The sequence below is a fragment of the Natrinema sp. DC36 genome (assembly GCF_020405225.1).
Taxonomy (GTDB): domain Archaea; phylum Halobacteriota; class Halobacteria; order Halobacteriales; family Natrialbaceae; genus Natrinema.
Genome location: NZ_CP084472.1, coordinates 3,767,726 through 3,794,641 on the forward strand (window position 1 = coordinate 3,767,726; position 26,916 = coordinate 3,794,641).

Annotated in this window: 28 protein-coding genes; 16 read left to right on the forward strand and 12 right to left on the reverse strand. The window is 61.6% G+C overall.

Features of this window, described 5'->3' with window-relative positions; genetic code table 11:
* Positions 1 to 135 precede the first annotated feature (135 nt).
* Positions 136 to 1,221, forward strand: a complete 1,086-nt coding sequence (gene mfnA / locus LDH74_RS19165) for a tyrosine decarboxylase MfnA (RefSeq protein ID WP_226040266.1) — start codon at positions 136 to 138, stop codon at positions 1,219 to 1,221.
* A 194-nt stretch (positions 1,222 to 1,415) separates the two neighbouring features.
* Here mfnA and LDH74_RS19170 read toward each other — a convergent pair whose 3' ends face one another.
* From LDH74_RS19170 to LDH74_RS19185, 4 genes are all read right to left on the reverse strand, one after another.
* Complete coding sequence (locus LDH74_RS19170; protein WP_226040038.1) at positions 1,416 to 1,667, reverse strand: HalOD1 output domain-containing protein; 252 nt, start codon at positions 1,665 to 1,667, stop codon at positions 1,416 to 1,418.
* Positions 1,654 to 2,049, reverse strand: a complete 396-nt coding sequence (locus LDH74_RS19175) for a hypothetical protein (RefSeq protein ID WP_226040037.1) — start codon at positions 2,047 to 2,049, stop codon at positions 1,654 to 1,656. The genes LDH74_RS19170 and LDH74_RS19175 overlap by 14 nt, the downstream gene beginning before the upstream one ends.
* A gap of 284 nt (positions 2,050 to 2,333) precedes the next feature.
* Positions 2,334 to 2,534: an acyl-CoA dehydrogenase gene (locus LDH74_RS19180; RefSeq protein WP_226040267.1), complete on the reverse strand. Its 201-nt coding sequence runs from the start codon at positions 2,532 to 2,534 to the stop codon at positions 2,334 to 2,336.
* 56 nt (positions 2,535 to 2,590) lie between these two features.
* Positions 2,591 to 3,226, reverse strand: coding sequence for an IS6 family transposase (locus LDH74_RS19185; RefSeq protein ID WP_226040268.1), 636 nt, complete (start codon positions 3,224 to 3,226; stop codon positions 2,591 to 2,593).
* 192 nt (positions 3,227 to 3,418) lie between these two features.
* Here LDH74_RS19185 and LDH74_RS19190 point away from each other — a divergent pair, with 192 nt between their 5' ends.
* From LDH74_RS19190 to LDH74_RS19230, 9 genes are all read left to right on the forward strand, one after another.
* Positions 3,419 to 3,739 (forward strand): hypothetical protein, encoded by a 321-nt coding sequence (locus LDH74_RS19190; protein ID WP_226040269.1) that lies wholly within the window; start codon positions 3,419 to 3,421, stop codon positions 3,737 to 3,739.
* 414 nt (positions 3,740 to 4,153) lie between these two features.
* Entirely contained in the window at positions 4,154 to 6,271 is a 2,118-nt protein-coding gene (gene metG, locus LDH74_RS19195; protein WP_226042566.1) for a methionine--tRNA ligase, read from the forward strand.
* A 281-nt stretch (positions 6,272 to 6,552) separates the two neighbouring features.
* Positions 6,553 to 6,723 carry a hypothetical protein gene (locus LDH74_RS19200; RefSeq protein ID WP_226040270.1) on the forward strand — a complete coding sequence of 57 codons (171 nt, stop codon included), beginning with the start codon at positions 6,553 to 6,555 and terminating at the stop codon, positions 6,721 to 6,723.
* 285 nt (positions 6,724 to 7,008) lie between these two features.
* Positions 7,009 to 7,773, forward strand: a complete 765-nt coding sequence (locus tag LDH74_RS19205; RefSeq protein WP_345778537.1) for an NAD(P)-binding protein — start codon at positions 7,009 to 7,011, stop codon at positions 7,771 to 7,773.
* Positions 7,774 to 7,942: 169 nt separating this feature from the next.
* Positions 7,943 to 9,718 carry a pyruvate kinase gene (gene pyk / locus LDH74_RS19210; protein ID WP_226040271.1) on the forward strand — a complete coding sequence of 592 codons (1,776 nt, stop codon included), beginning with the start codon at positions 7,943 to 7,945 and terminating at the stop codon, positions 9,716 to 9,718.
* A 65-nt stretch (positions 9,719 to 9,783) separates the two neighbouring features.
* Entirely contained in the window at positions 9,784 to 10,125 is a 342-nt protein-coding gene (locus LDH74_RS19215) for a hypothetical protein (RefSeq protein WP_226040272.1), read from the forward strand.
* Positions 10,126 to 10,277: 152 nt separating this feature from the next.
* On the forward strand, positions 10,278 to 10,949 hold the full coding sequence (locus LDH74_RS19220) for an NfeD family protein (protein ID WP_226040273.1): 672 nt from the start codon (positions 10,278 to 10,280) through the stop codon (positions 10,947 to 10,949).
* Between the two features lie 72 nt (positions 10,950 to 11,021).
* Positions 11,022 to 12,203 carry an SPFH domain-containing protein gene (locus LDH74_RS19225; RefSeq protein ID WP_226040274.1) on the forward strand — a complete coding sequence of 394 codons (1,182 nt, stop codon included), beginning with the start codon at positions 11,022 to 11,024 and terminating at the stop codon, positions 12,201 to 12,203.
* A gap of 310 nt (positions 12,204 to 12,513) precedes the next feature.
* Positions 12,514 to 13,131 (forward strand): MarR family transcriptional regulator, encoded by a 618-nt coding sequence (locus LDH74_RS19230; protein ID WP_226040275.1) that lies wholly within the window; start codon positions 12,514 to 12,516, stop codon positions 13,129 to 13,131.
* Between the two features lie 46 nt (positions 13,132 to 13,177).
* Here LDH74_RS19230 and LDH74_RS19235 read toward each other — a convergent pair whose 3' ends face one another.
* The 3 genes from LDH74_RS19235 to yjjX form a co-directional block, all read right to left on the reverse strand.
* Positions 13,178 to 13,828: an HAD-IA family hydrolase gene (locus LDH74_RS19235; protein ID WP_226040276.1), complete on the reverse strand. Its 651-nt coding sequence runs from the start codon at positions 13,826 to 13,828 to the stop codon at positions 13,178 to 13,180.
* Between the two features lie 118 nt (positions 13,829 to 13,946).
* Positions 13,947 to 14,168, reverse strand: coding sequence for a hypothetical protein (locus tag LDH74_RS19240; protein WP_226042568.1), 222 nt, complete (start codon positions 14,166 to 14,168; stop codon positions 13,947 to 13,949).
* 251 nt (positions 14,169 to 14,419) lie between these two features.
* Positions 14,420 to 14,944, reverse strand: a complete 525-nt coding sequence (gene yjjX / locus LDH74_RS19245; protein WP_226040277.1) for an inosine/xanthosine triphosphatase — start codon at positions 14,942 to 14,944, stop codon at positions 14,420 to 14,422.
* Between the two features lie 217 nt (positions 14,945 to 15,161).
* On the opposite strand from yjjX, the gene LDH74_RS19250 reads away from it, so the two are divergent.
* Both LDH74_RS19250 and LDH74_RS19255 read left to right on the forward strand, forming a co-directional pair.
* Entirely contained in the window at positions 15,162 to 16,142 is a 981-nt protein-coding gene (locus LDH74_RS19250) for a transcription initiation factor IIB (RefSeq protein WP_097380621.1), read from the forward strand.
* A gap of 987 nt (positions 16,143 to 17,129) precedes the next feature.
* On the forward strand, positions 17,130 to 18,041 hold the full coding sequence (locus tag LDH74_RS19255; RefSeq protein ID WP_226040278.1) for an NAD(P)-dependent oxidoreductase: 912 nt from the start codon (positions 17,130 to 17,132) through the stop codon (positions 18,039 to 18,041).
* Between the two features lie 91 nt (positions 18,042 to 18,132).
* Here LDH74_RS19255 and LDH74_RS19260 read toward each other — a convergent pair whose 3' ends face one another.
* Positions 18,133 to 18,588 (reverse strand): universal stress protein, encoded by a 456-nt coding sequence (locus LDH74_RS19260; protein ID WP_226040279.1) that lies wholly within the window; start codon positions 18,586 to 18,588, stop codon positions 18,133 to 18,135.
* Between the two features lie 139 nt (positions 18,589 to 18,727).
* On the opposite strand from LDH74_RS19260, the gene LDH74_RS19265 reads away from it, so the two are divergent.
* Positions 18,728 to 19,324, forward strand: coding sequence for a GNAT family N-acetyltransferase (locus LDH74_RS19265; RefSeq protein ID WP_226040280.1), 597 nt, complete (start codon positions 18,728 to 18,730; stop codon positions 19,322 to 19,324).
* A gap of 66 nt (positions 19,325 to 19,390) precedes the next feature.
* Here the strand turns inward: LDH74_RS19265 and LDH74_RS19270 are convergent, their stop codons facing one another.
* A complete protein-coding gene (locus tag LDH74_RS19270; RefSeq protein WP_226040281.1) occupies positions 19,391 to 20,872 on the reverse strand; it encodes a tripartite tricarboxylate transporter permease in 1,482 nt (493 codons plus the stop codon).
* Positions 20,872 to 21,672 carry a tripartite tricarboxylate transporter TctB family protein gene (locus tag LDH74_RS19275; RefSeq protein ID WP_226040282.1) on the reverse strand — a complete coding sequence of 267 codons (801 nt, stop codon included), beginning with the start codon at positions 21,670 to 21,672 and terminating at the stop codon, positions 20,872 to 20,874. Before LDH74_RS19275 ends, LDH74_RS19270 begins: the two co-directional genes overlap by 1 nt.
* On the opposite strand from LDH74_RS19275, the gene LDH74_RS19280 reads away from it, so the two are divergent.
* Complete coding sequence (locus LDH74_RS19280; protein ID WP_226040283.1) at positions 21,672 to 22,346, forward strand: MBL fold metallo-hydrolase; 675 nt, start codon at positions 21,672 to 21,674, stop codon at positions 22,344 to 22,346. The genes LDH74_RS19275 and LDH74_RS19280 overlap by 1 nt on opposite strands.
* Before the next feature lie 256 nt (positions 22,347 to 22,602).
* Here LDH74_RS19280 and LDH74_RS19285 read toward each other — a convergent pair whose 3' ends face one another.
* On the reverse strand, positions 22,603 to 23,646 hold the full coding sequence (locus LDH74_RS19285) for an alcohol dehydrogenase catalytic domain-containing protein (RefSeq protein ID WP_226040284.1): 1,044 nt from the start codon (positions 23,644 to 23,646) through the stop codon (positions 22,603 to 22,605).
* 374 nt (positions 23,647 to 24,020) lie between these two features.
* Between LDH74_RS19285 and LDH74_RS19290 the strand changes: the two genes are divergently transcribed.
* Entirely contained in the window at positions 24,021 to 25,028 is a 1,008-nt protein-coding gene (locus tag LDH74_RS19290; protein ID WP_226040285.1) for a tripartite tricarboxylate transporter substrate binding protein, read from the forward strand.
* Between the two features lie 183 nt (positions 25,029 to 25,211).
* Here LDH74_RS19290 and LDH74_RS19295 read toward each other — a convergent pair whose 3' ends face one another.
* Positions 25,212 to 25,862 carry an MBL fold metallo-hydrolase gene (locus LDH74_RS19295; protein WP_345778564.1) on the reverse strand — a complete coding sequence of 217 codons (651 nt, stop codon included), beginning with the start codon at positions 25,860 to 25,862 and terminating at the stop codon, positions 25,212 to 25,214.
* 219 nt (positions 25,863 to 26,081) lie between these two features.
* On the opposite strand from LDH74_RS19295, the gene LDH74_RS19300 reads away from it, so the two are divergent.
* Positions 26,082 to 26,771, forward strand: a complete 690-nt coding sequence (locus tag LDH74_RS19300) for a 4-carboxy-4-hydroxy-2-oxoadipate aldolase/oxaloacetate decarboxylase (RefSeq protein WP_226040287.1) — start codon at positions 26,082 to 26,084, stop codon at positions 26,769 to 26,771.
* Positions 26,772 to 26,916: the final 145 nt, after the last annotated feature.

Here is a 26,916-nt window from a genome sequence, read left to right on the forward strand (position 1 = left end):
GTTGGCGTTGCGCGGCGGCGGACTTGAAGGCACGCTTTCGGCGGCACGTGCCCGTTCCGTTTTGACCCGAGAGATCCCTATTGAGAAACGGCGACAAACGTAACAAATAAACCCACGACCGTTAACAGACGTGATATGCAAATCGAGCCGCAAGCGTTCGATCGGGTTCTCTCGTCGATGTGTACGGAACCCCATCCTGCGGCGCGCGATGCGGCCGAGCGGTTTCTCGCGACGAACCCCGGTGATCCCGGCACCTATCCGAACGTGTCGGCGCTCGAGGACGACGCCATCGCCTTCTTGAGCGAGATCGCGGGACTGGACGACCCGGCGGGTTACGTTACCAGCGGCGGCACGGAGGCGAACATTCAGGCGGTCCGGATCGCCCGCGAGCGGGCCGAGAGCCGCTCGCCGAACGTGGTCATGCCCGAGTCGGGTCACTTCAGTTTCCAGAAGGCCGCCGACCTGCTCGGCGTCGAACTGCGACTCGTCCCGACCGACGAGCGGCATCGGGCCGACCTCGAGGCCGTCCGCGCGAGCGTCGACGACGACACCGCGCTGGTGGTCGGCGTCGCCGGGACGACCGAGTACGGCCGCGTCGACCCCATCCCGGAACTGGGCGAAATCGCGGCGTCGGTCGACGCCATGCTTCACGTCGACGCCGCCTGGGGCGGCTTCGTCCTTCCCTTTACCGACTACGAGTGGCATTTCGATCACGCCGCGGTCGACACGATGACGATCGACCCCCACAAGATGGGACAGGCCGCCGTTCCCGCGGGGGGACTGCTCGTCCGCTCTCCCGACCTGCTCGACGAACTCGCCGTCGACACGCCGTACCTCGAGTCGACCTCCCAGGCGACGCTGACCGGCACCCGTTCGGGTGCGGGCGTCGCCAGCGCCGTCGCCGCGATGGAGGAGCTGTGGCCCGGCGGCTACCGCCGCCAGTACACCCGCTCGCAGAACAACGCCGAATGGCTCGCCGACGCCCTCGAGAAGCGGGGCTATCGGGTCGCCGAGCCCACGCTCCCGCTGGTCGCGGCCGACGTGCCGCGGTCGACGTTCGACGCGCTGCGGGCCAAGGGCTGGCGCATTTCGCGGACCGCGACGGGCGAGTTGCGGGTCGTCTGCATGCCCCACGTCACCCGCGAGATGTTAGCTTCCTTTATCGGGGATCTGGATCGGCTCGAGGTGCGCGCGAGCGTGCCGGTCGTGAGCAACGATTAGATACGGGGGTGGCTATCGAACCCTCGCTGACCAGTAATTTTGATACCCCCCAGCGATCAGTATAGGTCAAGTAGGTATTGGATCGACGACTGATTTATCTGGGAGATAGCAGAGACTGCGTGCTGAATGCAGAGGTGGAAGTTAGCCTGGAAGGGACATTGAGTTTAGAGTGGAGAACCCGCATCACTCAATAGTCATTTACTCCCTCTTGATACACTCGGCGTATGCAGGACACCATCAACGAAGATTTGTTCCTCGTGGGTCAGAGTGACTTGAGGATCGGAATATTGGAACGTAAAGGTCCAGTCGCCCTTCTCTTGCTCATACACTTTCTCTAATATTTCTGGGTCGATGTACTCGTACAATGAATCGAGTTCCCCTGGTTCTACCTCATCTTGGGCGGCCACCGCTTTGACAACGTTGGTGACAACGTCAGTTCGCATCATCGTTAATTTTCTTCTGTATAATCCTACAGTTGTCAATCAAGGGTTCGGGGATTTCGTCCATCGACTCGAACACGTTCTCAACGATAAATGCCGGTTCCGCAAAGTTGGGGCCACGCTGGACACAGAACCGTTCGGAATCCCAGCGAACGTACCCTTCTTCGGCGAGCTTAGGGAGGTGATGATGGCGCAAGTGAATAGCTAATGACTCAGAGTTCATCGACTGGTTAGGGGATTCTGCAGCCTCAGGTAGCGAGAGCCGTCGCTCTTGTGGCACATCCAGCAACGAATTGATAATCTCTCGCCGCGGCTCGACAGAAAGGATGTCAAATAACTTATTCCACCGCTCAGCCCATTCCTCATCGTTAGACGGACTTGCAGTCATACTCTGGCCAATTGTCTCTACGCACTTCACCCTTGTTGGCGTGCAACTTTTGATAATTTCTACATTTTAACTTTACCACCTCTATCGAGGATCTCCATCTTAGCCGACCTTGCAGCTAATCCAGCGAACTGTACTGCGAGTGTGTGCTGTGTATTCAGCACGGCTCTACAGAAGTCACTAATAGTTGATAGAGGCACCAGCGTTAGATTCGCAGGACACTTTGTTCATCGAATTCACTACTGAGCATCCTGCTCAGTAAACTATCGCACTTGCCATTACCCAATCTATTCACAAGCGAGAATGGCTATTGCGGCCACGAGAGTGAGAACTGTCGATACAAGCCCGAAAATATAGTATGGGTTCTCAAACAGGGGGTTGACGAGGAACAAGAATAAAATAAACGATGAACTAAAAAGGATGATCTTCAACGCCTGCGGGTCAGGATTGTACATCGTCCTTAAATATTCACGAACTTGGCTTTCCATGACAGATGAGATCAGCCGATGCGTAATAAACGCTGGGTGTGATTTAAAGGTCGTGTTTAGTTTGTAGCATTGTGCCAGACGGCGAAGGCTTGGAGCCACGATTCGGCTGTTGATGGTTGTGCGTGACTGAAACAGTTTGAGAATGAGGAGGTACGTCGCTTTATCTCGCGGAAGACACGTTCCGCCGCGTTCCGATTTCCATGTTTTTCGTATCGAAAACGGAGCCCAGATCGACGGAGTGCAGTCTGGAGATGTTTCGCTCCATCAACGAGAAACACGGCATCATCAAGATCATGTTTCTCAGTGAGTTCGTGCAGGAACCGTTCTGTCAACGCAGTCGTAGTCGTCGAATACAGCCGTATATGGAGTATGTTGTTCGTTTCTGGATCGACAGCGGTGTACAGCCAATAGCGATGTTCGTTAAGTTGAATCACCGTCTCGTCAAGTGCGACGTGATTCGGTTCCTCGTCAACTGTCGGCTGTATATCGCATTTGTGAACCCAATCATGGACTGCTTTGCGACTGCGCTCGACACCGAACCTCTCTAATTCTCGAACGGTATTCGAAAGCGATAATCCAGCAAGATGGAGTCGAATACCGAGCTCCATCAGCCGACGCGGTGTCCGTTCTCGCTCCACAAAATCCAAATCAATCCAGTCGCTACTACCGCTGAGGCGTGCGATTTCTGCCATGAACCAGCTGAAAATCAGCACGCCTCACTTTTCACGATTAACTAAACACGGCCGATTTAAACGCAGACGTTTGAGTCGTCTATCACAATTCTGTACACAGAGAGAGGAAACAGCTATCGCTGCCGGTGGTAACGCCGACGAAAGTGTCGTCAACACCACAATTATTATCATATATCGAACTGATAGAGCAATATGGTTCTCACATACGTTCTCGTTGCTGTTCTCGCAATCGCGGGATATGAAGCCGTCCGGGGGATGTACACCGATAGTGAGACGGAAGCTGCAGCGCAGTTCGCTCGTGCCGCTATTGTGATCGCGTTGTTCATCGTAACGATACCGCTCGGTATGCTGCTCGGGATGCTTACGGTTTCAGCGCTGGCCGAAAACCTCGCGATTGGACTTGTTGTCTTAGCTGGCTCGGCCACAGTCGTCGCAGTGATCGGACTTGGTCTCTACATCGTTGCTGAAGGGGAAATGCCTGCAATTCTCAAACGGTATTCGATAGCGCGATAACACTCATACTGGTAGTCGATTGTATCGGCAGGTCGTCCGAGTACCGGCCCTTCTTACTCTAGAACGAGAGTAAGCGCACTACCGAATACCGCTACTAGAACAAACGTCACCGCAACTTGGCTTACTGTGCCGAGTCTAAGCAAATCAGCCGCGAGAACACCGAGCAAGACGGCGACACTCAGTGTGACAGCGGATATCCAGTTCGGGAGGGATCCCGTTACGGTAGATTCGTTCATGTCCACTTCTCGGAAGGGATTCCGTCGTGGCGAGACAAATACCCTTTGCGTGACTGAAACGTTCATCGCTCGGCGGCGTGCCGGCCCACGTCGGGTAGCCGTTCGCTGAAACGAGAACGGTCGCTTGCGGACGATCGAAACCGGCGGGTTTTACGCCCGGCAGCGCAACGTGACGATCATGAGCCACGACGAGTTTCCGACGGACGAACCCGCCGTCGTGACCTGCGGGTTGCCCTACGCCAACGGCGACCTGCACATCGGTCACCTGCGGGGGTACATCGGCGCGGACGCATTTAATCGCGCGCTCGAGACGCTGGGCCAGGAGTCGATCTACGTCTGCGGATCGGACATGCACGGGACCCCGGTTGCCGTCAACGCCGAGCAGCAGGGCGTCGACCCCGAAGATTTCGCCATTGAATGGCACGAACAGTACGAGGAGACGTTCCCGAAGTTCAACGTCGACTTCGACAACTACGGCCACACCCACGACGAGACGAACACCGAACTCACTCAGGAGATCGTCCGCGCGCTGGACGACGAGGGCTACATCTACGAGAAGGAGATTCAGGTCGCCTACGACCCCGAAGCCGACCAGTACCTCCCCGACCGCTACGTCGAAGGGACCTGTCCCTACTGCGGCGCGAAGGCCCGCGGCGACGAGTGCGACGAGGGCTGTCAGCGCCACCTCGAGCCGGGCGAAGTCGAAGACCCGACGAGCACGATCACGGGCAACCCCGCGGAGTACCGCGAGCGGAGCCACAAGTTCTTCGCGGTCTCCGAGTTCGCCGACTTCCTCACCGAGTTTTTGGACGGGCTCGAGGGAACCTCGAACGCGCGCAACCAGCCCCGTCAGTGGATCGAGGACGGTCTGCAGGACTGGTGTATCACGCGGGACATGGACTGGGGGATCGACTACCCGACCGAAGACGGAGAAGACGAGAGCGACCTCGTCCTCTACGTCTGGGTCGACGCCCCGATCGAGTACATCTCGAGTACGAAGCAGTACTCCGAGCGCGTCGGCGCGGACGAGTACGACTGGGAGCAGGTCTGGAAGGGTGACGGCGAGATCATGCACGTCATCGGCCGGGACATCATCCAGCACCACGCGATCTTCTGGCCGGCGATGCTCGAGGGTGCGGGCTACAACAAGCCTCGCGGAATCGCCGCGACCGGCTTCATCACGATCAACGGCAAGGGGCTCTCGACGAGCCGAAATCGCGCGATCTGGGCCAAGGAGTACCTCGAGGAGGGGTTCCACCCCGACCTGCTGCGGTACTACCTGACGACGACCGGCGGCCTCCAGCAGGACGTCGACTTCTCATGGGACGCCTTCCAGGAGAAGGTCAACGGCGAGTTAGTGGGTACCGTCGGCAACTTCTGGTACCGCTCGCTGCTCTTCGCCTACCGCAACTACGAGGGGACGCCAGAGGCCGACGTCTCCGAGGAAGTCCGCGAGCGCATCGAGGGTGCCATCGGCGACGTGCGCGAGAGCGTCAACGACTACTCCATGCGCGGGGTCGGCCAGGCCGCGACGCAACTCGCCCAGTTCGGCAACGAGTACATCCAGCGCAACGAGCCCTGGAAGCTCACCGACGACGAGCCCGAGCGGGCCGCACAGGTCATCCGTGACTGCGTCCAGCTCGCGAAGGCCGTCGGCGTCCTCCTCGAGCCGATCACCCCCGACAAATCGCAGGACCTCTGGGTGCAGATCGGCGAGGACGGCGACGTTGCCGACGCCCACCTCGAGGACGCGCTCGAGGCCCCGCCGCGGAGCTTCGACGAACCGGGCGAACTCTTCGAGAAGATCGAGGACGACCGCGTCGCGGAACTGACCGAAAAGCTCGAAGAGCGCGTCGACGCGGCCGCGGACGACGACGACGATGAGACGGACGACGCAGCCGAAACCGAAAGCGACGACACCGACGGGGACGAATCCGGCGGTATGACTGATACCGACGATCTCGAGGCGCTGGCCGACGAGCGGATCGGGTTCGACGACTTCCAGGAACTCGACATCCGCGTGGGTCGGATCGAAACCGCCGAGGGTATCGAGGGCGCGGACGACCTCGCGCGCCTCGAGGTCGACATCGGCTTCGAGACGCGACAGATCGTCGCGGGAATCAAGCAGCTCCACGACCTCGACGAGTTGCCGGGGACGAAGTGCGTGTTGCTCGCGAACATGGAGAAAGCCGAACTGTTCGGCGTCGAATCCAACGGCATGATCCTCGCGGCCGGCGAGGAGGCGGACCTGTTGACGACCCACGGCGACGCCGCGGTCGGCGAGAAGATCAAATAATCGCGAACCGGCATCGAATCGTGATCGCGTCGTTCCGTTATCGCGTCGTTCTGGTAGCGGGAACGCGTCCAGATGCGTTCGTGGCGTGACCGATGGGAATCCGAAGCACGTCGAGACAGTGAATATGATTCTGTTACTTAACTGACAGCTAATTTTCAGCGTCGATTCGGGACATCGTCCGATTCGTTGTCCGATCCGCTCGGTGCTATTTCCCATCTCACGCCGCGAGTTGTCAATCGGACTCAAATATTCCTATTACGGATGCCGAATAATGCTATTGTATGTCACAGGGTAGCGGCAGCGTATGGGAATCCATCAGGACGGGCGCGCAGTCTCACAGGTTCACCCAGATACCGACAACCCCCGAATCGGCGGAGGTTTCGGCGCTAGTGGTGCTAGCGCTGTCGCTGTTTACCGTCATGGCACTCGGCAATCTCGTCGGCCTCTGGTGAGGAACGCCCGGTCGGCCGACGCCGCACTCTCTTCTCTCGAGTCGAAAGCGACTGCGATTCGACTATCTAGCGCATAGCCGGATACTGTCTCGTCCGCTCTCGAGGTCTCTCGAGAAGTTCGGTATTCCGAGACGGTGGTCGAGACGATCTCGAGATCGATCTCCGTCGACTCGGCAGCCCGCAACAATTCTGATTGTATAGGCACTATTATCATGGCTTACTCGACGAACATGCATCAAAGACCATTTCGAATAGTTATTTGTATAGTGGCGCAGATCATCACCTGTGTTCCCTGATAGCACACCAGATCTCGGGAATCGACCGATCCTGCGGCACACGGTCGCACCGATCGGTGTCTTCGTCGCGTTCGTCGTGGCGGGGGTCCTGGGCTATGCGATGCTCGGGAACGTCGGCCTCGTGGAGGCGGCGTTCTGGATGATCGATCCGACGAGCATCGATCTGCGCTTCGAGGCACACGCCGGTCCCGAACGATCGACGAAGGCCTACTCCGTGGTGGTGACGGTCGGACTCGTCCTCTCGGGGCTGTGGATCGGCGAGACTGTCGTCACCGAACTATTCGGGGGACGGATTTCCACGGAGGTATCACGAGCAACGATGCAACGACGAATTCAGAACAGCGACGATCACGTTATCGTCTGTGGCTACGGCATGTTCGGACGGACGGTCGCAAACCGGCTCGCCGAGGCGGGTCGAGCGGTCGTCGTCATCGAAATAGACGCGGACAACGCGGAACGCGCCCGGGAGGACGGCCACCTCCTCGTGGAGGGCGACGCCAGACGGGAGCAGGTGCTGCGAACCGCCGGGGTCGATCGAGCGACGAAACTCGTCGCAGCGATCGACGACTCGAACGTCAACATCCAGATCGCGATCGTCAGCGGGACGGTCGCGTCTTCGGCCGAGATTCTCGTCCGCGTCGGCGACGAGGTCTACGAGTCGGTCGCGCGAGAGGCCGGAGCCGACGAGGTCGTCATCCCCGAAGTCGTCAGCGGCGAGCGCGTCACTCGGCTGCTCGAGCGGCCCGCGGACTGACTCGAGCGCCGGAACTCGGCGGCACCGTCGTCGACGCGACGTCTCGATCAACCCTCGTCGACGACGGTCGAGATGGCAGACGACGGACTCGACGACGAGCCGCCGAGACGGGGAACTCGGACGCGAGTAAGTGACCATCTTTTAGGCGATGCTGGCAGTATCGTCCGACATGAGAAACGCGAAGATCGTCTGTACGCTCGGGCCGGCGTCGAACGATCGCGAGACGATCCGAGACCTCGCCGCGGCCGGGATGTCCGTCGCGCGGTTGAACGCGAGTCACGGCACCCCCGAGGATCGGGCCGACCTGATCGATCGGGTCCGCGCGGTCGACGAGGAGCGAACGGAACCCGTCGCTGTCATGCTCGACACGAAAGGCCCCGAGATTCGGACCGCGCCGCTGCCCGACGGCGAGACGGTGTCCCTCGAGACCGGAGCCGAAATTCGGTTCGTCGAGGGCGAGGAGGCGACGTCGAACGTGGTCGGGCTTTCGGTGTCGATCGACGCCGTCGAGCCGGGAGACCGGATCCTGCTCGACGACGGCCTGATCGAGACGACCGTCCTCGGGCGCGAGACGCGCGGTGATCACGAGAGCGACGCCGTTCGCGCACGGATCGACACCGGCGGCGAGTTGGGCGGCCGCAAGGGAGTCAACGTTCCCGGCGTCGAACTCGAACTCGACGTCGTCACCGAGAACGATCGGCGGGACCTCGAGCTGGCCGCCGAGAAAGGGGTCGACTTCGTCGCGGCGAGTTTCGTCCGGGACGCCGACGACGTCTACGAGGTCGGCGAGGTCCTCGAGGAGGAGGGTGCGGACATTCCGATCATCGCGAAGATCGAACGCGCCGGCGCGGTCGAAAACCTGGACGAGATCATCGACGCGGCCTACGGCGTGATGGTCGCGCGCGGCGACCTCGGCGTCGAGTGTCCGATGGAGGACGTCCCGATGATCCAGAAGCGGATCATCCGCAAGTGTCGCGAGGCGGGCCGGCCGGTCATCACCGCGACGGAGATGCTCGACTCGATGGTCCACGCTCGACGGCCGACGCGCGCGGAGGCCTCGGACGTGGCCAACGCCGTCCTCGACGGCACCGACGCGGTCATGCTGTCGGCCGAGACGGCGGTCGGCGATCACCCCGTCGCCGTCGTCGACGCGATGGGCAGCATCGTCCGCGAGGTCGAAGGCTCCGGCGAGTACGCGGAGTTGCTCGAGCAGCGCGTGCCCGCTTCGGGCGAGGCTCGGACGGATGCGCTGGCCCGGTCGGCGCGATTCCTGGCGCGTGATATCGGCGCTGACGCGGTCGTCGCCGCGACGGAGTCCGGCTATACGGCGCTGAAGACGGCGAAGTACCGCCCCGGCGTGCCGGTCGTGGCCTCGACGCCGAGCCAGTCGGTGCGCCGCCAGCTCGCGCTGACGTGGGGCGTGACGCCGCTGTACGCGCCCGTCTCGGACCAGGGCGCCGACGCCGTCGTCGAGAAGGCGGTCCAGGCCGCACTGGACGCCGGCGTCGCCGAGAGCGGGGACACCGTCGTCGTTCTCTGCGGGATGATGACCGATCTCGAGGGGGCGAACACGACGAACATGCTGAAGGTCCACATCGCCGCCGACGCGCTGACGACGGGACGGGTCGTCGTCGAGGGCCGAGCGACCGGACCGCTCGTCCGCCTGTCGGACGGCGATCTATCGGACGTGCCAGACGGGGCGATACTCGCCCTCCCCGCAGCGTTCGACGAGGAGTTCGCGGGCGAGACGGGACGGATCGCCGGCATCGTCAACGCCGAGCGGGGAATGACCGGCTATCCGGCGCTGGTCGCACGCGAACTGGGGATCCCGATGATCAGCGATGCCGACATCACGGAGCTACGGGACGGCGAGACGGTCACTGTCGACGCCGAACGCGGCGTCGTTTACGGCGGGAACATCGGTGACCGGCCCGAGCGACCCTGAACCCACTCGGTCGTGACCGACGGTCGGACCGCGGCTTTTTGACGACCGGACCAATACGGACGAGTATGAGAGACGAACCGTCCGGGAGTGGGGACGACGAGTGGGGTGCGTCCGGCGACGACGAATGGGGAGACCCCGATCGGCTCGATCGACCGACCGACGGCGATCAGACGGACCGAAATGATCCCGATGAGGGCTGGGACCGGATCCCCATCGACCTCTCCGGCGGGAACGACGACCGAGAGACCGATGGAGACGACGCGTCCGAGGACGACGAATACGGGCCCGAAGCGAGTTCGACGCCGATCGAGGGCGGCGATCCGGACCTCGAGAACGCGCTGTTCGTGCTGTTGGGTGCAGTTGCGATGATGCTCGTCATCGTCCGACTCGTGTTGATTATCGTCTGACGGTTCCGTTTCGGCGTGTCGTCGCCGGGCCGTGTAAACGCCGATTCGGCTTCGAAATCGTGGTCAGCCTCGGAGTCGCTCCTTGTCGTCTCGATAAAATCACTTGTGAAATGCGGTAAACATTTAATCGGGACAAGCCCCAACCCTCGTACATGGTCGAATCTCTCGTGGGGAACATACCGCTGTTGTTGCTGGTTGCGGGACTCGTGTTGATGGTCCTCGAGGCCCTCTCGCCGGGTGCCCACCTCATCGTTATCGGAATCGCGCTGGTCGGTGCCGGACTCATCGGGCTTCTCTTTCCGCCCGTGGCGAACGTGCTCGTGCTGGCGGGGCTGACGCTCGTGATCGGACTCGCCGCGGCGTACGTCTACCGGGAGTTCGACTTCTACGGCGGGAAGGGGTCCGGTCGGACGACGGATTCGGACTCGCTTTCCGGGCGGACGGGGTACGTCACCGAGACTGTCACGACCCGAAGCGGCGAAGTCAAACTCGACGAGGGTGGGTTCGCCCCCTACTACAGCGCGCGGACGACCGACGGCACGATCGAGGAGGGCGAGGAGGTTATCGTCCTCGACCCGGGTGGTGGAAACGTGCTGACGGTCGAATCCGTCGGCGCGATCGGCGAGGACGAAATTGATCGCGCGCTCGCTCAGGACGCGGCGTCCGACTCCGATGATGGAGCGAGTGCCGACGAGACCGGCAGCGTCGGCGACGAACCGACGGCGGAAACTGGGGTGGACGATATCGATGCGTCGGTGTCTGAACCCGATGCGGACGACACCGACGAGCCGGTCTCCGAAACGGAGACCGAGCAGTCGGGATAACCCGTGCGATGCGGTCGCATATGTTGACGAAATAAGGGAACGCTTTTCTCCCCACCCCCGTAACTCCGAAATATGGTGGTACCACTGGTTCCAATGCAGACCGCCGGCGCTGCCCTGCTGGTCGTCGGTGCCCTCGTCCTCGTCGTCGTTATCGCCGCCTTACTCAGCGCGATCGAGATCGTCAACGCCTACGAGAAACGCGCCCTCACCGTCTTCGGCGAGTACCGCAAGCTGCTCGAGCCGGGGATCAACTTCGTCCCGCCGTTCGTCTCGAACACGTACGCGTTCGATATGCGAACCCAGACGCTGGACGTCCCCCGGCAGGAAGCGATCACGCGCGACAACTCGCCGGTGACGGCCGACGCCGTCGTCTACATCAAGGTGATGGACGCCAAGAAGGCGTTCCTGCAGGTCGACGACTACAAGCGCGCCGTCTCGAACCTTGCCCAGACGACCCTGCGCGCCGTGCTGGGTGACATGGAACTCGACGATACGCTGAACAAACGCCAGGAGATCAACGCCCGCATCCGCACCGAACTCGACGAGCCCACCGACGAGTGGGGGATTCGCGTCGAGTCGGTCGAGGTCCGCGAGGTCAACCCCTCGAAGGACGTCCAGCGCGCGATGGAGCAACAGACCTCCGCCGAGCGGAAACGCCGCGCCATGATCCTCGAGGCCCAGGGTGAACGCCGCAGTGCCGTCGAGAAGGCCGAAGGTGACAAACAGAGCGAGATCATCCGCGCACAGGGTGAAAAGCAGAGCCAGATCCTCGAGGCCCAGGGTGACTCGATCTCGACCGTCCTGCGTGCACGCTCCGCGGAGTCGATGGGCGAACGCGCGATCATCGACAAGGGAATGGAGACGCTCGGCGACATCGGACAGGGCGAGTCGACGACGTTCGTCATGCCCCAGGAACTCACCTCGCTGGTCGGCCGCTACGGCAAGCACCTCTCGGGTAGCGACGTCGAGGAGAACGGCCACGAACTCGAGAGCCGCGAGTTCGACGACGAGACCCGCGAACTGATCGGCCTCGACGACATCGCCGAGATCATCGGCGAGATCGACAAGGAAGCGGACATGGACGTCGAAGCGATGGAACAGGAAGCCCAGGCCATCAAGGAAGGGAAGGATCCGGCGAACATCACGGATCCCGACGAGGTCATCGAGGAGATGGACCAGGACTTCCAGAGCCAGGCCGACGGCGGCACCGAGATGCCGGCCGACGCGGAAGACGACCCGTCGACGAACGACTGAACGGCCACGACCCGCGCGCGTCACGGTCGGTGCAGGATCGGCTCACAGTCGCCGTTCGGGTCGCCTCGCAACGCTCGTTTCGCAGTTCGTGTCGCGAACCCTCGAGCGGTGCTCATACACACGACACACTCGACCCGGTCTCGAGCCATCTCCCGTCTCGAGCCCGGTCGATGACGACGTGAAGTCGTCTCTCCCCGAGTCGCGTCCGTCGGTTCACCCCACGTATTGAATCCCTAACCAGTAATACTCGGAGAACAAAGCGGAGCGAAACCTGTTTTACGGGTCGCGTCCTTGGAGACGGTAGGTAGGTATGACAGGATCCGATGGGGTCGACGACGATAAACGAGCGACCCTGCGCCGATTTGCCGCCCTCGGCGCCGCCTCCCCACTGGTTGGACGATCGGATTCAGCGGCGGCTGATACGGGTGAAAGCGACGCGCGCGACGCGATCGCGGGCTATCTCTCCACGACGCCCGGTGCGCACTTCTCGAAGATCCGCGACGACCTGCAGCTGGGTACCGGCGAGACCCAACACCATCTGCGCCGGCTCGAGGAACTCGACGCCATCGAGCGCTATCGAGACGGCGACTACAAGCGGTTCGTCACCGCCGATCGATTCGACGAGTTCGAGAAAGGCGCACTCGGCTACCTCCGACGGGAGACGCCCCGCGGGATGCTGATCGAACTCCTCCTGAACGCCGACGCGACCGCCGGCGATCTCGCCGACGCGCTCGACGTCTCGGCGCCGACGGTGAGCAAGTACGCCGGCGAGCTCGAGGAGGCCGGACTGCTCTCGCGCGACGACGGCTACGCCGTCGAACGGCCGGAGACGGTGCTGGTGCTCGTCGTCGGCCACGCGGACTCCTTCGGCGACCGCGCGCGCACGCTCGCTCGAGACGCGGATCAGTATCTCGAGTATCAGGGATAACAGACTCTTTTCGCTGGTAACGAGTAGTTACTTGCCTTCGAGCCGACTAGTTGACCAGCGACAGCAACTCGGTTAGCGACTCGATCTCGTCGGTCGCGTTCGGCGGTCGCTCGCGCTCGCGATTGTGCGGCCGTCGGAGGAACGCGGTCTCGAGGCCGGCCGCCCGGCCGGCCGTGACGTCTTTCGGGGAATCGCCGACGTAGACCCCGTCCGTGACGTCGAGTCGATCGAGGGCGTCCTCGATATAGTAGGGATCGGGCTTGCGCCGCTCGTATCCCTCGAACGTCGGATCTCGCCCGCGGACGACATCGAAGTCGAATCCGAAGTGATCGGTGACGAACTCGGCGGTTTCCTGCCGGTTGTTGGTGACGAGACCGATCGTCGTCTGCTCGCCCAACTCGTGGATCGCGTCGATATCGTCGTAGGTGCCGCGCTCCCCCGAGCGTAGTCGGTCGTGGGTGCCCCTCGAGGCGTGGGATTCCTTCAGTTCCCAGAACCGTGCCGGATCGATCTCGAGCGCCTCACAGTGCGTTCGGATCCGCTCGTGGTCGTGATTGCTGAAGTCGCGACGCTGGACTGCCGTCGGCTCGGCACCCAGTTCGGCGAGGGCGGCGTCGGCCGCGTCTGCGTACACTCGTGGATCGGTCCCGGGACCATCGAGGATGACCCCGTCCATGTCGAACAGGACGACCGTCATTCATCGTGGATGGAGGGGCCGCAGGGAAAAGAGCGTTCGGCGTCGCTGCCAGCTATCGCTCGTCGTTCGTAACGATCAGTAAATTACGAACGCGCGGGGTCGAGCCGACGACACGGCGTTATATGTCGACTTTCCAGGTGGTACTCGAGGAATAGCCCCATTTTTCGATCTCGACATCGTAGTCACCCTCCTGGAGTGCGGTGATGTTCGAGCCGACCTCTTTCGCCGTCATACCGAGCTCTTTGCCGATGAGGCGAGATTTGAAGTACGACTTCGTCGCCGCGTTGTTTCGGAGGTACTCCAGAATCTGGCGTTGTTTGCTCGTGAGGTCGGGGGCCATTGCAGTGCTCATACACGGCCGGAAGACAGGAACGGCCTTAGGGGGTTTGGTACGGCAGGTTAACCCACTGCAGTCACGCGGTTTTTCCCTGGGGTAAGGAATTACTAACCGGGTGGAAAGGTTTCGTTGGTACGACCGGTTAATACATTCCAACTTGCAACTGTCATTTGTTCGTGACGGTTTCCGAACGACGGGAGTCGGCGAGGTACCGAACGGAGAGCAACGAACGCGATCGCGTGCCAGGGCGATCGTCAGTCGTCCGCGTCGTAATACGCTGTTACGAACGGGCCGAACGAGGACGCAACCGCCTGGCCGAGCGCTCGCGTCCGATCGGTCAGTCCGTCGGTGAGCGCGCCGGCGGCCCCGTCGGACTCGGCGACGCCCTCGGTCCCGAGCAGGTCGTCCATCACCGGACCCAACTCAGAGCCGTCCGCGACCCGTTCGGCGACGGTGTCGGGGAGACGAAGCGTCGGGCCGCCGCCTCGTTCCGTTCGATCCCCGTCGGTGACGGCACCCCACATGATCAGCGAGAGCCCCGGCACGCCCTCGAGCCGAGCGACGCCGCCCTCGAGGCCGACGCCGAAGTCGGCGTCGGTTGCCGCGAGCGCCCGTCGGGCGCGATTCTCGGCTCCCCTGACGGTTTCCTCGATCGATCGCGGTTGCTCGCTCACCCCGGAGTCGACGGCGACGGCGGTCACGGTCGGTTCGTATCGCTCGAGCGTTCGTTCGACGGCGTCGGTTTTGACCGGGTTCGTGCTGCCGACTGAGAGTTCCATATCGCCCGTTCGAACGGGGCGAAGTTGGAGGCACCGTTTCGGCGTCGCGCTCCGTTTTGCGGAAACGATTCCACATGATCATTCATCGAATTATCCAACTTGACGGGATTTCCGGCCGGGATTTCGAAACTATTAAACCTCGAGTGTCTGAACGTGGAAGGTAACGGATCCGTCCGGGCTTTTGCGATCGGTTCGGCCGGCCAGCAATCGCCATCGTATGACTAACGCACCATCGAACACGAGAGTACGACGTAGCGAACCCGAAACGAACGAACAAGAGACCGAAAGCGAGCAAGAGGATCTGGCCTGCCCCGAGTGTGCGGGCAACCTCGTCGTCGACGACGAGCACGGCGAGACGGTCTGTGAGGATTGTGGACTGGTCGTCGAGGAGGACTCGGTCGACCGCGGCCCCGAGTGGCGGGCCTTCGACGCCGCCGAGAAGAACGAGAAGTCCCGCGTGGGCGCGCCCACGACGAACACGATGCACGACAAGGGGCTCTCGACGAACATCGACTGGCGGAACAAGGACGCCTACGGGAACTCGCTTGGCTCCCGCCAGCGCGAGAAGATGCAGCGCCTGCGCAAGTGGAACGAGCGTTTCCGTACTCGCGACTCGAAGGAGCGCAACCTGAAACAGGCGCTGGGCGAAATCGACCGGATGGCCTCCGCGCTCGGCCTCCCGACGAACGTCCGCGAGACCGCCAGCGTCATCTACCGGCGCGCGCTCGACGAGGACCTCCTCCCCGGCCGATCGATCGAGGGCGTCTCGACGGCCTGCGTCTACGCCGCCGCCCGGCAGGCCGGCGTCCCTCGCAGCCTCGACGAGATCGCGGACGTCTCCCGCGTCGAGAAGAACGAGATCGCGCGCACCTACCGCTACGTGGTCCGCGAACTGGGCCTCGAGGTCCAGCCCGCCGATCCCGAGAGCTACGTTCCCCGCTTCGCCTCGGGACTCGAGCTCTCCGACGAGGCCGAGCACCGCGCGCGCTCGCTGCTCCAGAACGCCAAGGAGAAGGGCGTCCACTCGGGCAAGTCGCCGGTCGGCCTCGCGGCCGCCGCGGTGTACGCCGCCGCGCTCCTGACCAACGAGAAGACCACTCAGGCAGCCGTGAGCGACGTCGCCGACATCTCCGAAGTGACGATTCGAAACCGGTACCACGAGCTCCTCGAGGCCGAGGAGACCATCGGGATGGCCTAACGACGCAGTCTCGAACCGCGACGACATCACGTTTCGTTCACGAGCGTCCCGTCGATAGCGCTGCGTTTTTCGTATCCTGATCGAGCGTCCGCTACGGTCGTACTGCCTCCGCCTTCAGTTGCCGATGAGCGATTGTCTTTCATTCGTCTGTGAAACCGTCGACCCTGCGTGGAATTGTTTCCAATAGAGTTTCCTCGAGGCGGTCGAAAGCACGTGTGAATAATATGTTCGAAATAGGATACGATTACGAACCAGACAAGAAAAATACCAAACTGGGCAAATCCGGATATAATTTGAATATAATGGGATTTATCTGAAACAAGTCATAATATGTGGCTAATGAACCTCACTTTGAGTTGATGTAGTATCCATATGGGTCAAAAAACGTTCTTATGGAGTATTCGTCTGGTAGATTACGGTAGCGCGATTGCTCGATACAGGGATCACCCAAAATCGCTTGTACGCCATTTAGAGCGGATACAGTCCGTATTATATATTTTCTATATTTCGAACGGATAGACGAGTACGCATCCCATTCCTAAACCAATCATATAAAAACATATATACTCAAATTGGTACTAGTGCGTGTTTGGATGTTGATTTCGTCCGTTGTCGTTCACCTGTTTGACGAGGACGACGATCCCGAACGGTCCAGAGACGGCGACTTTCGAGCAGTGGCTGCCGATCGACTCGAAGGAGCTCGTCCCGAATTGAATGTGGATATGGACCGTGACAGGACCGATATTCCCAAGGAAAACGTTGGTGTTTCAATGATGTCGAATTAATTTGCGTGATGGCGGGGCAATTTTCTCATTGAATTACAATCGTATAGGTGTAAATGAGTTGCGGCTATCCGTGGGGTGATCCAACGATGTTGAAAGAGAAATCGCGATTCGCGTCAGGATGGCCAGCCGGTATCAGAACGGCGGGCAATCCCGAACACGTGGGGAAAGTTTAAATACACCTCTTTCATAGTCATCCGTATCAATGGCTAAGCAGCACGTCCTCGTTACGGGTCCGTACGGAGAAGCCGGTGAAGCGATTCTCAATTATCTGCTGGACGACGACCGGTACGAACTCACGTTTCTCAACCGAAGTGACCATCCGGAGTACGAGACGCACGTCGCCGACATCGCCGACTACGAGGCGATTCGTCCGGCGTTCGACGGACAGGACGCTGTCATCCACCTCGCCGCGCAGTCGGACGCCGGCGCTGACTTCCAGGACGTCGTCGATCCGAACATCGTTGGCACGTACAACGTTCTGAAGGCAATGGAAGACGCTGGCGTAGAGAAACTCATCTTCGCCTCTTCACAGCGCGTTATGGGCCTCTACGAGGAGGACCACGCGCCCGAACTCTACGAGGAGGACTATCCGAGCGAGTACGATCCGCTGCGACTCACCCACGAGACGCTGCCGAAACCGGACGGCTACTACGGTGCGACGAAGATGTTCGGCGAGCACATCTGTCGCACCCACGCGCGCCGCGACGGCGCGCCGAACCAGGTGTACTCGCTTCGCATCTCCAGCGTCCGAACGGCGAAGTACGATCATCCCTACGGCGACGCCGAACGCGGCGTCGACCGCAGCGAGGAGCACAAACTCGGTGACGACGACGAGGTCTGGGACCAGTCACAGACCGGCTCGTGGGAGCGGGGTAGCGAGGAGTATCAGGAGATGGTCAAACGGCTCAAAGCTTCCTGGACCTCCCAGCGCGACTTCGCACATCTGCTCGAGTGCTGTCTCGAGGATGAGACGGTGACCTACGACACGTTCTACGCGGTCAGCGACAACGCCGCTCGCTGGTTCGGTATCGAGCACGCGAAGGCAGTCCTCGGGTATGAACCGCAGGACGACGCCTCGGAGTGGGACAGTCCGCCGGCCCGTGACGACGAGTGATCGAATCGGTACGGCACTGGATCGACAATGACTCGCGGCGGTTACGAACCGAGAACGAGTCGACGAAAGTCGGATTGCGTCTTCCTCGCGATCACTTCGATTTCGTTGTTACCGTCACCGGGCCGTCGAACCGGAGCAAGACCGATTGTGCGATGTCGCCGAACAGCGCCTTGCCCGTCGGTGATCGCTTCCGTCCCGAGACGAACACGTGATCGCAGTCCTCCTCGTCCGCGACCGCGATGATCTTCTTCGGCAAACTCCCTGCCGCACCGAGCGTTCTGACGGTCACGTCGTCGCTGAACGCCCGCTCGGCAACCTCCGCCGCGTCGGTCTTCGCCTCCTCCTCGATGATGTCGACGGTCGGTGCCTGATTTCCCTCACGCGCGTCGTTGCGAGCGTCTCGCTGGTACTGGTCCCGGTCGATAAACTTGCAGACGACGAGCTCGGTATCGGTGCCGGTTGCGTACCGGTTCGCGGCGTCTAGCAGCCGCTCATCTACGTCTTCGTCTCCATCTCTGTCGGTTAGCACGACTAATGCGCTGTGCATAGTGGCAGTTCGGCCGCTAGTCACAAAAATCTACGTTTCCGCTCACCGTCGGCCCGACCGACGGATAGCCGGGAACGGGACGCCTCACTCGAATACGTTCCCGCGAACGTTTACGTTGATCCTCGACACAGCAGTCGGTATGAGCACCCGACGCAAGACGGACAGCTGTTCCTCTTGGGACAACGGCGAGTGCGTGGGACCCCCTCACTGTCCTCCTCGGTGTCCACGGTTTACCGACGAACGGGGCGTTCCGTCATTAGTTCGGCCGTACCGGTCGACCGATTTCGAGGCGCTCGCGGCGATGTACGAGGAGTTCGACGAGTCGGTCGCGACGATGGGACTGCCCCCGCTCATCCGGCCCCGGATCGAGGACTGGCTCGCGGCGTTGACGGCCGACGGCTGGAACCTGGTGGCGCTGTCGGGCGATCGGCTCGTCGGCCATCTCGCCGTTACCCCGGCAAGCGCCGTCGAGCCCGAGTTTGTTGTCTTCGTTCACACGGACTTTCAGAACCGGGGTATCGGCACGGAGCTGCTCGAGCAGCTCGTCGCGTACGCCGACGCTGGCGGCCACGAATCGCTCCGGCTCACCGTCGTGATCGACAATCGGCGGGCGATTACCGTCTACGAGAACGTCGGCTTCGAAACGATCGACCGATCGGGACTGAGTACGGAAATGTGTCTTCCCCTCGAGTCACCTCTCGTCGATCGTGTCCGGCGGCCGCCGGCCGATCGCTAACGTCGATTCCACTCGTGGCAGGTGCGTTCTGGCGGTGGAAGAATAAGTGCGGTCGGTCGTTCGTCGTTACGCGCGAACCGCTCGGATCGCCGGCAGGGCGATCGCCGCCGCGCTCAACAGAAGCACGACGACGACGATCGGACTGGTGTAGAAGATGTCGAGCGAGCCGTTGGAGAGCTCGAGCGAGCGACGCAGGTTCGACTCGGCGATCGGTGCGAGGATCAGTCCGAGCACCATCGGTGCGAGCGGATAACCCTGCAATCGCATCACGTATCCCAGGGCGCCGGCAGCGAGCATGATCCACACGTCGAAGACGTTCCCGTTGAGTGCCATCGCACCGACGATACAGAGGATCAAAATCACGGGCCAAAGCAGGGACTGCGGGATCGTGATCAGGCGCGCCCAGTAGTTCGCCCCGAAGAGGCCGAACAACAGAATGAAGACGTAAATGATGAGGAAGCCGACGAAGATCGTGTACAGCAGGGCGGGCTCGTCCTGGTAGAGCGCCGGTCCAGGGTTCACGTCGTGGACGAGCAACGCGCCGATGAGGATCGCCGAGACGGAGTCGCCCGGGATCCCGAGGGTGAACGTCGGGATCAGCGCACCGCCGGTGCTCCCGTTGTTTCCGGCTTCCGCTGCTGCGACGCCCCGAATGTTGCCGTCGCCGAACGCCGGCGTCGCGTTTTTGAGCCACCGCGTGGCCTCGTTGTACGTGATGAAGGCGGCGATGTCGCCGCCGGCACCGGGGATCGCACCGATGAGGGACCCGATAACACCCGATCCGACGGAGACGGGCGCGATCGCCTTCAGATCCCCTATCGACGGGAGATAGCCTTCGATTTCTTGATCGACCTGGTTCTGGTCGTCACTGATGCCCTGCGAGTACTTCCGGAGCCCCTCGGCGATCCCGAATAGGCCGATCATCACGGCGATGAACTCGACGCCGGTGAGCAGTTCCGGAACGTCGAACGTGAACCGCTGGTATCCCGTCACCGAATCGATACCCACGGTCGCGACGAGCATGCCCAACAGTCCGGATATCATCCCCTTCGTGACCGAATCGCCGCTCACGCTGGCGATGACCGTCAGGCCGAAGACGGCCAGCGCGAAGAACTCCGGCGATCGAAACCGAAGTGCCGCGTCCGCGATGATGGGGGAGAAGAACATGAGCATGAAGACGCTGATGACCCCCCCGACGAACGACGCGATCGTACTTACCCGAATCGCTCGCCCGGCATCCCCGTTCTGGGAGAGGGGATAGCCGTCGAAGATCGTCGCCGCGGCCGACGGCGTCCCCGGCGTCCGGATGAGGATTGCCGGAATGGATCCCGCGTAGACCGCGCCCCCGAAGATACCCAGCAGGAGCATCATTCCGTTCGCCGGATCCATCGTATACGTAAACGAGAGCATGACCGCGATGGTCATCGTCGCGGTCATCCCGGGGATCGATCCCATGAGGATCCCCAGCAGGACCCCCGCGATCATGAGGGCCAACGTGACCGGATCCATTACGTTCGCGAACCCCTGAACGATGTGTTCGATCGCCATTATATCACCCCGAGGGGCAGTTGCGGAAGGAGTCTCGAGACGGGGATGATCCCTTCAGGTAACGGAACCATGAAGATTCGGTCGAAGACGTAAAACAACACGATCGGAAAGCCGATCGAGACGGCCGCGATCGTAGGTTTCGAGCGGACGCCCGAGTAATATAGTATGACCGGCAGGAACGCCATCGATCCGACGACGAAACCGGCAACCGATATGACGAATATGTATCCGACCAGGGATACCAAGACGATCGCCGGGGGCGCTAGTTCATAGCCACTGAGATCGAGTTCGCTGTCGTCGTCGACGACGAGATTCACGATCGCGAAGACGATAATTCCCGCGGACAGCATAATGGGGAAGAATCCCGGCCCGAGTTCCCCGCCCTCGGGGAACTGGTTCGCTTGAGCGATAACAGCGAGCGCTAACAGTATAAACACTATCGAAAGCGGATTCGATTTCACGTTACCCACGTCGATTTGTTGAACACGCCGCGTTATTCGTTTTATGACCATCAGTTTTCCGCCCTTGTTATAGCGTAACTCCCACAGATCACTATAAATTTGCTGGTGTCGATCGATGAGGGGTGACAGGGTGGTGACTGCATTCCGATTGCCTCCCCAAAATTCGGATCCCGCGGCCCGCAGATCGAAACGGGCCGGTGGGCTTCGAATCACTCCGCTACTCTCCGAGCGCGGTTTCGGTCGCTCCTCCTCGTCGAACGCCCGCCGAACTCCGCCGGCCGACGGCTTCGGGCCACCGGTACATTTAATTAGAGCTGCGCCGCAAACGGTAACTGACAATGACTTTGAGCAGTGTAACCGACGGCATCGATCAGGTACAGTTCGATCACGTTCGAGTGCTGGTGCTCGAGGACGTCCCGGAGGGGAAGACGACGCTGATCGACACCGCCTTCGAGGAGAACGGTGCGGAACTCGTCGAGACGCTGGAAGCGGAGTACGGCGACGTCGACCGCGTCATCCTCACCCACGGCGACCACGGCCACCACGGCGGCCTCGCGCACGTGATGGATGCGTTCGACCCTGAACTCGTCCTGCCGGCCGACGAGACGAAGCTGTACGACCACCTCGAGGAGTCGGACCTCGACGTCGAACCCGATGTCGCCTACGAGGACGGCGATCTGCTGGCGGGGAATATCCGCGTCATTCAGGTGCCGGGTCACACGGAGGCGACGTCCGCCCTGTTGCTCGAAGATCGGGACATTTTGATCTCCGGCGATACGCTCGACGGAGCCGACCGCGGCGGATTGCCGGCCGGATACCTTCTCCCGCCGCCGGCGCTGTTCAATGATGATCACCGGGCCGCCGAGCTCAACCTCTACAACCTGCTCGAGTACGACTTCGAGACCCTGCTCGTATTCCACGGTTCGCACGTCTTCGAGGATCCGAAGCAGAAACTCGACGATTTCCTCGTCGAGCGAGAGTGGAACGAGTGGGACCCGCGTACCGACGAGTGAGCCGTTCGATCGACGGGCGAACTGCCACATCCCTCGGAATCGATCTCGTCTCGACGGACCGATTTTGAAATCGGAGTTAACGTCCCCTGGTATGGAACGTCCGTCGCGCGTTCGCTCGAGCGGTCGTGAATAGGGACGAGAGCGACCGTCGGTTCGCTCACTCGACGCCGCGACGGAATCGGTGCCACGTTCGAAGCGAGCGACCTCCATTGTCGCGGTTACTCGTCCGGGCCGTCCGGTGGTCGTACTGACGGACTCAGTCGCGCAGCACTGAGACGTCGAAGACCGGTTTGCAGGTCTCTCCCTCGAGGAACGTTTCGAAGGCGTCCTCGGCCTCGAGCAGGCTGAACCGATCGTCGAGGAACGTCTCGTGATCGACGTCGCCCGAACCGATGAGCCTGAGCGCGCGCTCGAAGTCCTCGTACATCGCACTGTAGGTACACTGAAGGTCGATCTCCGATCGAACGAGCGGCGTGAAGTCCATCGTCGCTTCGCCGGTTTGTCCGACCAGAACGATCTGACCGCCTTTTCGGACCTCCTCGGCGGCCATCGGCAGTCCCGAGGGGTGACCCGTCGTATCGAAGACGACATCGTAGCCGACGCCGTCGGTCAGGGTTTCGCGATAGTCCTCGAGGTCATCGTCCTCGATGTTGAGCGCCGGGAAGCCCAACTTCTCGGCGAGGGGCAGGCGATAGGAGGTGTCCCGTCCGACGCCGGCGACGACGACTTCGGCGCCCTGAGCGTCCGCGACCTGTGCCGTCAGAACGCCCATCGGTCCGGGACCGGCGACGAGGACGCGGTCGCCCGGTGCGACTCGCGAGTTACGGATCACCGCTCGAGTCGTGATCGCGGTCGGTTCGACGAGCGCTGCGTGTCGCGGCTCGACGTCGTCGGGAACGGAGTGGAGGGCCGACTCGGGAGCAGTGACGTATCCCGCGTACGCGCCGTTATGGTCGATACCGGTGAGATCCATGTTCTGGCAGACGTTCTCCTGCCCGATTTCGCACTGATAACAGTCGCCACAACCGCGGATCGGACGTTCGACGACGCGGTCACCCGGTGCGAACTTCGTGACCTCGTCGCCGGCCTCGACGACCCGGCCGGTGTACTCGTGTCCGATGATCGTCGGTAACTCCATCCGCTCGAACGCCGATTTGAATCTGTAGATACCGGCGTCGCTTCCACAGAGCCCCGCGTAATCGACTTCGATCAGTACCTCGTCGTACCCTGGTTTCGGTCTCTCGATGTCGATGAGTTCCATATTCCCGGAGCTACGACCGGTCTTGGCTAGTCCGCGCATATTCTCACCACGTCGCCGTCGGTGTATAAACTTACGGATCGTGCGGACCTTCTCGCCCACCGGACGCGACCCGACTCGACCGCGGGGGCTCGGCGGGCGTTTCGGGTCGAAGTGCGTGCGGCGACGGTGGGTCCACTGAGCTACTCGGGCGAACGGAAGAATCGTCGGGATTCGTCGACGATCCGGAACTCGGAGGACGAGCGTCAGTTCTCGACGATCGTCGCGTCTCGACGGCACGCGGCGTCCGAAGCCGATCGGGCGGACGCGGAACACGGTCCGCTTCGAGATATTCGATTCGGATTCCGCTATCTCCCACCGAGCCGACAACGCCGACCAAAAATTATAAATGATAATAGACCCACGACTTGGGTAGAATGGTACCAGATGCCAATGGGTGTAGTAGCGATCGTACCGTGTTGAACCGCCGAAACGCCATCAAGTCCCTCGGTGTGACGGGGGTCGCGCTGACGGCTGGCTGCATCGGTGATCTGAACGAAGACGAAGAGTGGCCGTCGCGACCGGTCGAAATCGTCTCGCCCTGGGCGGCCGGCGGTGGGGCCGACAGAACGAGTCGAGCGGTCGCGGATGCGGCCGAGAACCACACCGAAGTCAGCTGGAACGTTTCGAACCAGACCGGCGGCTCCGGCTCCGTCGGGATGAACGCGGCGGCCAACTCGGAGCCCAACGGCCAGACGATCGGCTGTACCGCGCCCGAAATCGCGCTCTTCGAGCACCTCGGTATCGCCGAGCTCAGCCCCGACGACATCACGCCAATCATGCAGTACACGGAGATGCCGGCGGCGCTGGTCGTCAACGAAGACGCAGAGTACTCCACGTTAGATGAGTGGATCTCGTACGGCGAGAGCAACGAGTTGCAGATGGCGAACTCGGGGAATGGCTCCTCGTGGCACATGGCCGCGGCCGGCATCGCCGACGAGGCGGGAGTTCAGGTCGAACACGTCTCCTACGACGGTGCGGCACCCGCTATGACGGCCGTCGCCAACGGCGAGGCCGACTGTACGGCGGCTGGGGCGGCCGAAGTCGCACCGCAGGTTCAGGACGGTAACCTGCAGGCGCTGGGCGTCGCGTTCGAGGAGCAGGTCGACGCGCTCCCCGACACGCCGACGCTGCAGGAACAGGGACTCGACATTCAGATCGGCTCCTGGCTGGGTCACTTCGCTCCGGCCGGCATCGACGACGAGACGAAATCTGCGATCGTCGACGTCTACGAATCGGTGTACGAGGACGACCAGTTCGTGGAGTTCATGAACAACAACGACTTCATGCGGGTCCAGCGCGGTCCCGACGAGTTCAGTAGCTTCCTCGATGAGCAATACGAGTACTACGGCAACCTCGTCGAGGAACTCGACATTAGCGCGTAGGACGCGTTCGAACGTCGCGCCGCTTCCAATTTTTGTCATCCGCGAGTGCCGCCGTCGGTGTACTGTTCCTCGTCAGTTTACGGAAATTCGGGACGCGCTCTGCCCCGGACTGACCCGCTGCCGAACGTGTACACAATCTCGATCAGCTGACGCGTCACTGACGACGGCAGCCGTCGGAGATCCCTAGTCGTAGGCGAGGGTCCACTCACGATCGAGCAGCCAGTCGGTGAGCTTCCCGAGCGGGTCCTCGTGGACGCTGGTCCCGTGGTGGACCAGTATCGCGTCGATGTCGTAGTCGAACAGTTTGACCAGGTTCCGTTCCGCAGCGGCGTGGCTGTCGTCGTTGAACTGTTCGGCCGGCGGTACGAGGTAGCCCGGCGGCAGACCGCGTCGGTCCGACCCCTCGAGCGCGTCGCCGGCGATCACCGTCTCGTCGTCCTCGAGCAACAGGGCGGTCGTCGCGACCGTATGACCCGGGATTTCGATCGCCCGGATATTTCCGTCCAGCCGGTCCTCGTCGCCGAACTCGACGTCGGGATCGACGTCCAGAGCCTCGTAGAAGTGCTCGGCACCCGCCGGCACGGAGAGTTCCGGCTCGAATCGATCCAGCAGTGCCGGAACGCCGCCGAAGTGTCCCTCGTCCCCGTGCGTGATGATGACGCGATTGAGACCGCCGAACTCCGACTCGACGATCTCGGCCAGCTCCTCGCCGTCGTCGGGGAATGCCGCGTCGACGAGCGTCACGGTGTCGTCGGGTCGGTCCTCGAGGGCGAAGACGCGGATATGGTCGAACTCGATCGCGTGAATCCCGTCGGTGATTTCTTGAACAGATATCCGTACCCGTTCGTTCAGGGGAGACACGAAAATTCCCACCGATCGGTAATTCCCGCTAGTCCAGTTTCGCGTGATCGAGCCGTCCGCTCCCGGCTGATACCGCACCTCGAATGTAACACGGACTCGGAAGTCACCCGACGCTCGCGACCGACTATCGCTGTCCGAGCGACGGTTCGGTGGATCGGCAGATTAAGGTGCGCCGCTCTCGTCGACTCGATCATGCACACGATAGAGCACGACGTAGAGCGACCGGACCGCGATGTCGTATCGGGTTTCGAAGAGATTCCGAGCACCATCGTCTCGGACGTGACCGGAAACATCGGGCTAACCATGGACTCCGGAATCCGACCCGCGTACAGCGGCATCGAGATGGCCGGGACCGCGATCACCGTGAACGCCGCACCCGGCGACAACCTGATCATTCACAAGGCGATCACGATGGCGGAACCGGGCGACGTCCTCGTCATCGACGCCGAGGGATTCACCGAGACCGGCCACGTGGGCGAACTCATGTGTACCTCCTGTCAGGCAAACGATCTCGCCGGCCTCGTCATCGACGGGAGCTACCGCGATAGCAGGGAGATCGGCGAGATGGAGTTCCCCGTCTACGGCCGCGGTACCCATCCCCGCGGGCCGCTCAAGCAAGATCCCGGCTCGATCAACGTCACCGTCTCCTGTGGCGGCGTCACCGTCGAACCCGGCGACGTCGTGGTCGGCGACGACGACGGCCTCGCCGTCGTCCCGAACGAGAGCGCTGAAGACGTTCTCGAGCGTTCATACGAGAAGCTCGAATCCGAAGACGATGTCCGCGAGGACGTCGTGGCGGGCGAGTACCTCTTCGAACGCAACGGCTACGACAAGTTGTTCGAGGACATGGAAGTCGTCGGCCCAGAAGACTCGATTCAGTAACCGCCTCGTCCGACTGTTTTCGCGTAATCTGTCGGTCCAAACTGGTCGCGATGACGAGTTAGCACACCATCCACTGGCTGATCGTGACTCGAGCGGATTCAACATAGTCGAAACGAGCCGCAGCGCTTATTAGACCGTGGGAGAA

Excerpts from the sequence above, each read along its gene's own strand:
- metG (WP_226042566.1), top strand. The coding sequence starts at position 4,154 with ATGAGCCACGACGAGTTTCCGACGGACGAACCCGCCGTCGTGACCTGC.
- LDH74_RS19215 (WP_226040272.1), top strand. The coding sequence starts at position 9,784 with ATGAGAGACGAACCGTCCGGGAGTGGGGACGACGAGTGGGGTGCGTCC.
- LDH74_RS19170 (WP_226040038.1), bottom strand. The coding sequence starts at position 1,667 with ATGATGCGAACTGACGTTGTCACCAACGTTGTCAAAGCGGTGGCCGCC.
- LDH74_RS19185 (WP_226040268.1), bottom strand. The coding sequence starts at position 3,226 with ATGGCAGAAATCGCACGCCTCAGCGGTAGTAGCGACTGGATTGATTTG.
- LDH74_RS19270 (WP_226040281.1), bottom strand. The coding sequence starts at position 20,872 with ATGGCGATCGAACACATCGTTCAGGGGTTCGCGAACGTAATGGATCCG.
- mfnA (WP_226040266.1), top strand. The coding sequence starts at position 136 with ATGCAAATCGAGCCGCAAGCGTTCGATCGGGTTCTCTCGTCGATGTGT.
- LDH74_RS19175 (WP_226040037.1), bottom strand. The coding sequence starts at position 2,049 with ATGACTGCAAGTCCGTCTAACGATGAGGAATGGGCTGAGCGGTGGAAT.
- LDH74_RS19290 (WP_226040285.1), top strand. The coding sequence starts at position 24,021 with ATGGTACCAGATGCCAATGGGTGTAGTAGCGATCGTACCGTGTTGAAC.
- LDH74_RS19300 (WP_226040287.1), top strand. The coding sequence starts at position 26,082 with ATGCACACGATAGAGCACGACGTAGAGCGACCGGACCGCGATGTCGTA.
- LDH74_RS19265 (WP_226040280.1), top strand. The coding sequence starts at position 18,728 with ATGAGCACCCGACGCAAGACGGACAGCTGTTCCTCTTGGGACAACGGC.
- LDH74_RS19235 (WP_226040276.1), bottom strand. The coding sequence starts at position 13,828 with ATGACGGTCGTCCTGTTCGACATGGACGGGGTCATCCTCGATGGTCCC.
- LDH74_RS19200 (WP_226040270.1), top strand. The coding sequence starts at position 6,553 with ATGTCACAGGGTAGCGGCAGCGTATGGGAATCCATCAGGACGGGCGCG.
- LDH74_RS19250 (WP_097380621.1), top strand. The coding sequence starts at position 15,162 with ATGACTAACGCACCATCGAACACGAGAGTACGACGTAGCGAACCCGAA.
- LDH74_RS19180 (WP_226040267.1), bottom strand. The coding sequence starts at position 2,534 with ATGGAAAGCCAAGTTCGTGAATATTTAAGGACGATGTACAATCCTGAC.
- yjjX (WP_226040277.1), bottom strand. The coding sequence starts at position 14,944 with ATGGAACTCTCAGTCGGCAGCACGAACCCGGTCAAAACCGACGCCGTC.
- LDH74_RS19190 (WP_226040269.1), top strand. The coding sequence starts at position 3,419 with ATGGTTCTCACATACGTTCTCGTTGCTGTTCTCGCAATCGCGGGATAT.
- LDH74_RS19280 (WP_226040283.1), top strand. The coding sequence starts at position 21,672 with ATGACTTTGAGCAGTGTAACCGACGGCATCGATCAGGTACAGTTCGAT.
- LDH74_RS19255 (WP_226040278.1), top strand. The coding sequence starts at position 17,130 with ATGGCTAAGCAGCACGTCCTCGTTACGGGTCCGTACGGAGAAGCCGGT.
- pyk (WP_226040271.1), top strand. The coding sequence starts at position 7,943 with ATGAGAAACGCGAAGATCGTCTGTACGCTCGGGCCGGCGTCGAACGAT.
- LDH74_RS19285 (WP_226040284.1), bottom strand. The coding sequence starts at position 23,646 with ATGCGCGGACTAGCCAAGACCGGTCGTAGCTCCGGGAATATGGAACTC.
- LDH74_RS19240 (WP_226042568.1), bottom strand. The coding sequence starts at position 14,168 with ATGGCCCCCGACCTCACGAGCAAACAACGCCAGATTCTGGAGTACCTC.
- LDH74_RS19230 (WP_226040275.1), top strand. The coding sequence starts at position 12,514 with ATGACAGGATCCGATGGGGTCGACGACGATAAACGAGCGACCCTGCGC.
- LDH74_RS19225 (WP_226040274.1), top strand. The coding sequence starts at position 11,022 with ATGGTGGTACCACTGGTTCCAATGCAGACCGCCGGCGCTGCCCTGCTG.
- LDH74_RS19220 (WP_226040273.1), top strand. The coding sequence starts at position 10,278 with ATGGTCGAATCTCTCGTGGGGAACATACCGCTGTTGTTGCTGGTTGCG.
- LDH74_RS19260 (WP_226040279.1), bottom strand. The coding sequence starts at position 18,588 with ATGCACAGCGCATTAGTCGTGCTAACCGACAGAGATGGAGACGAAGAC.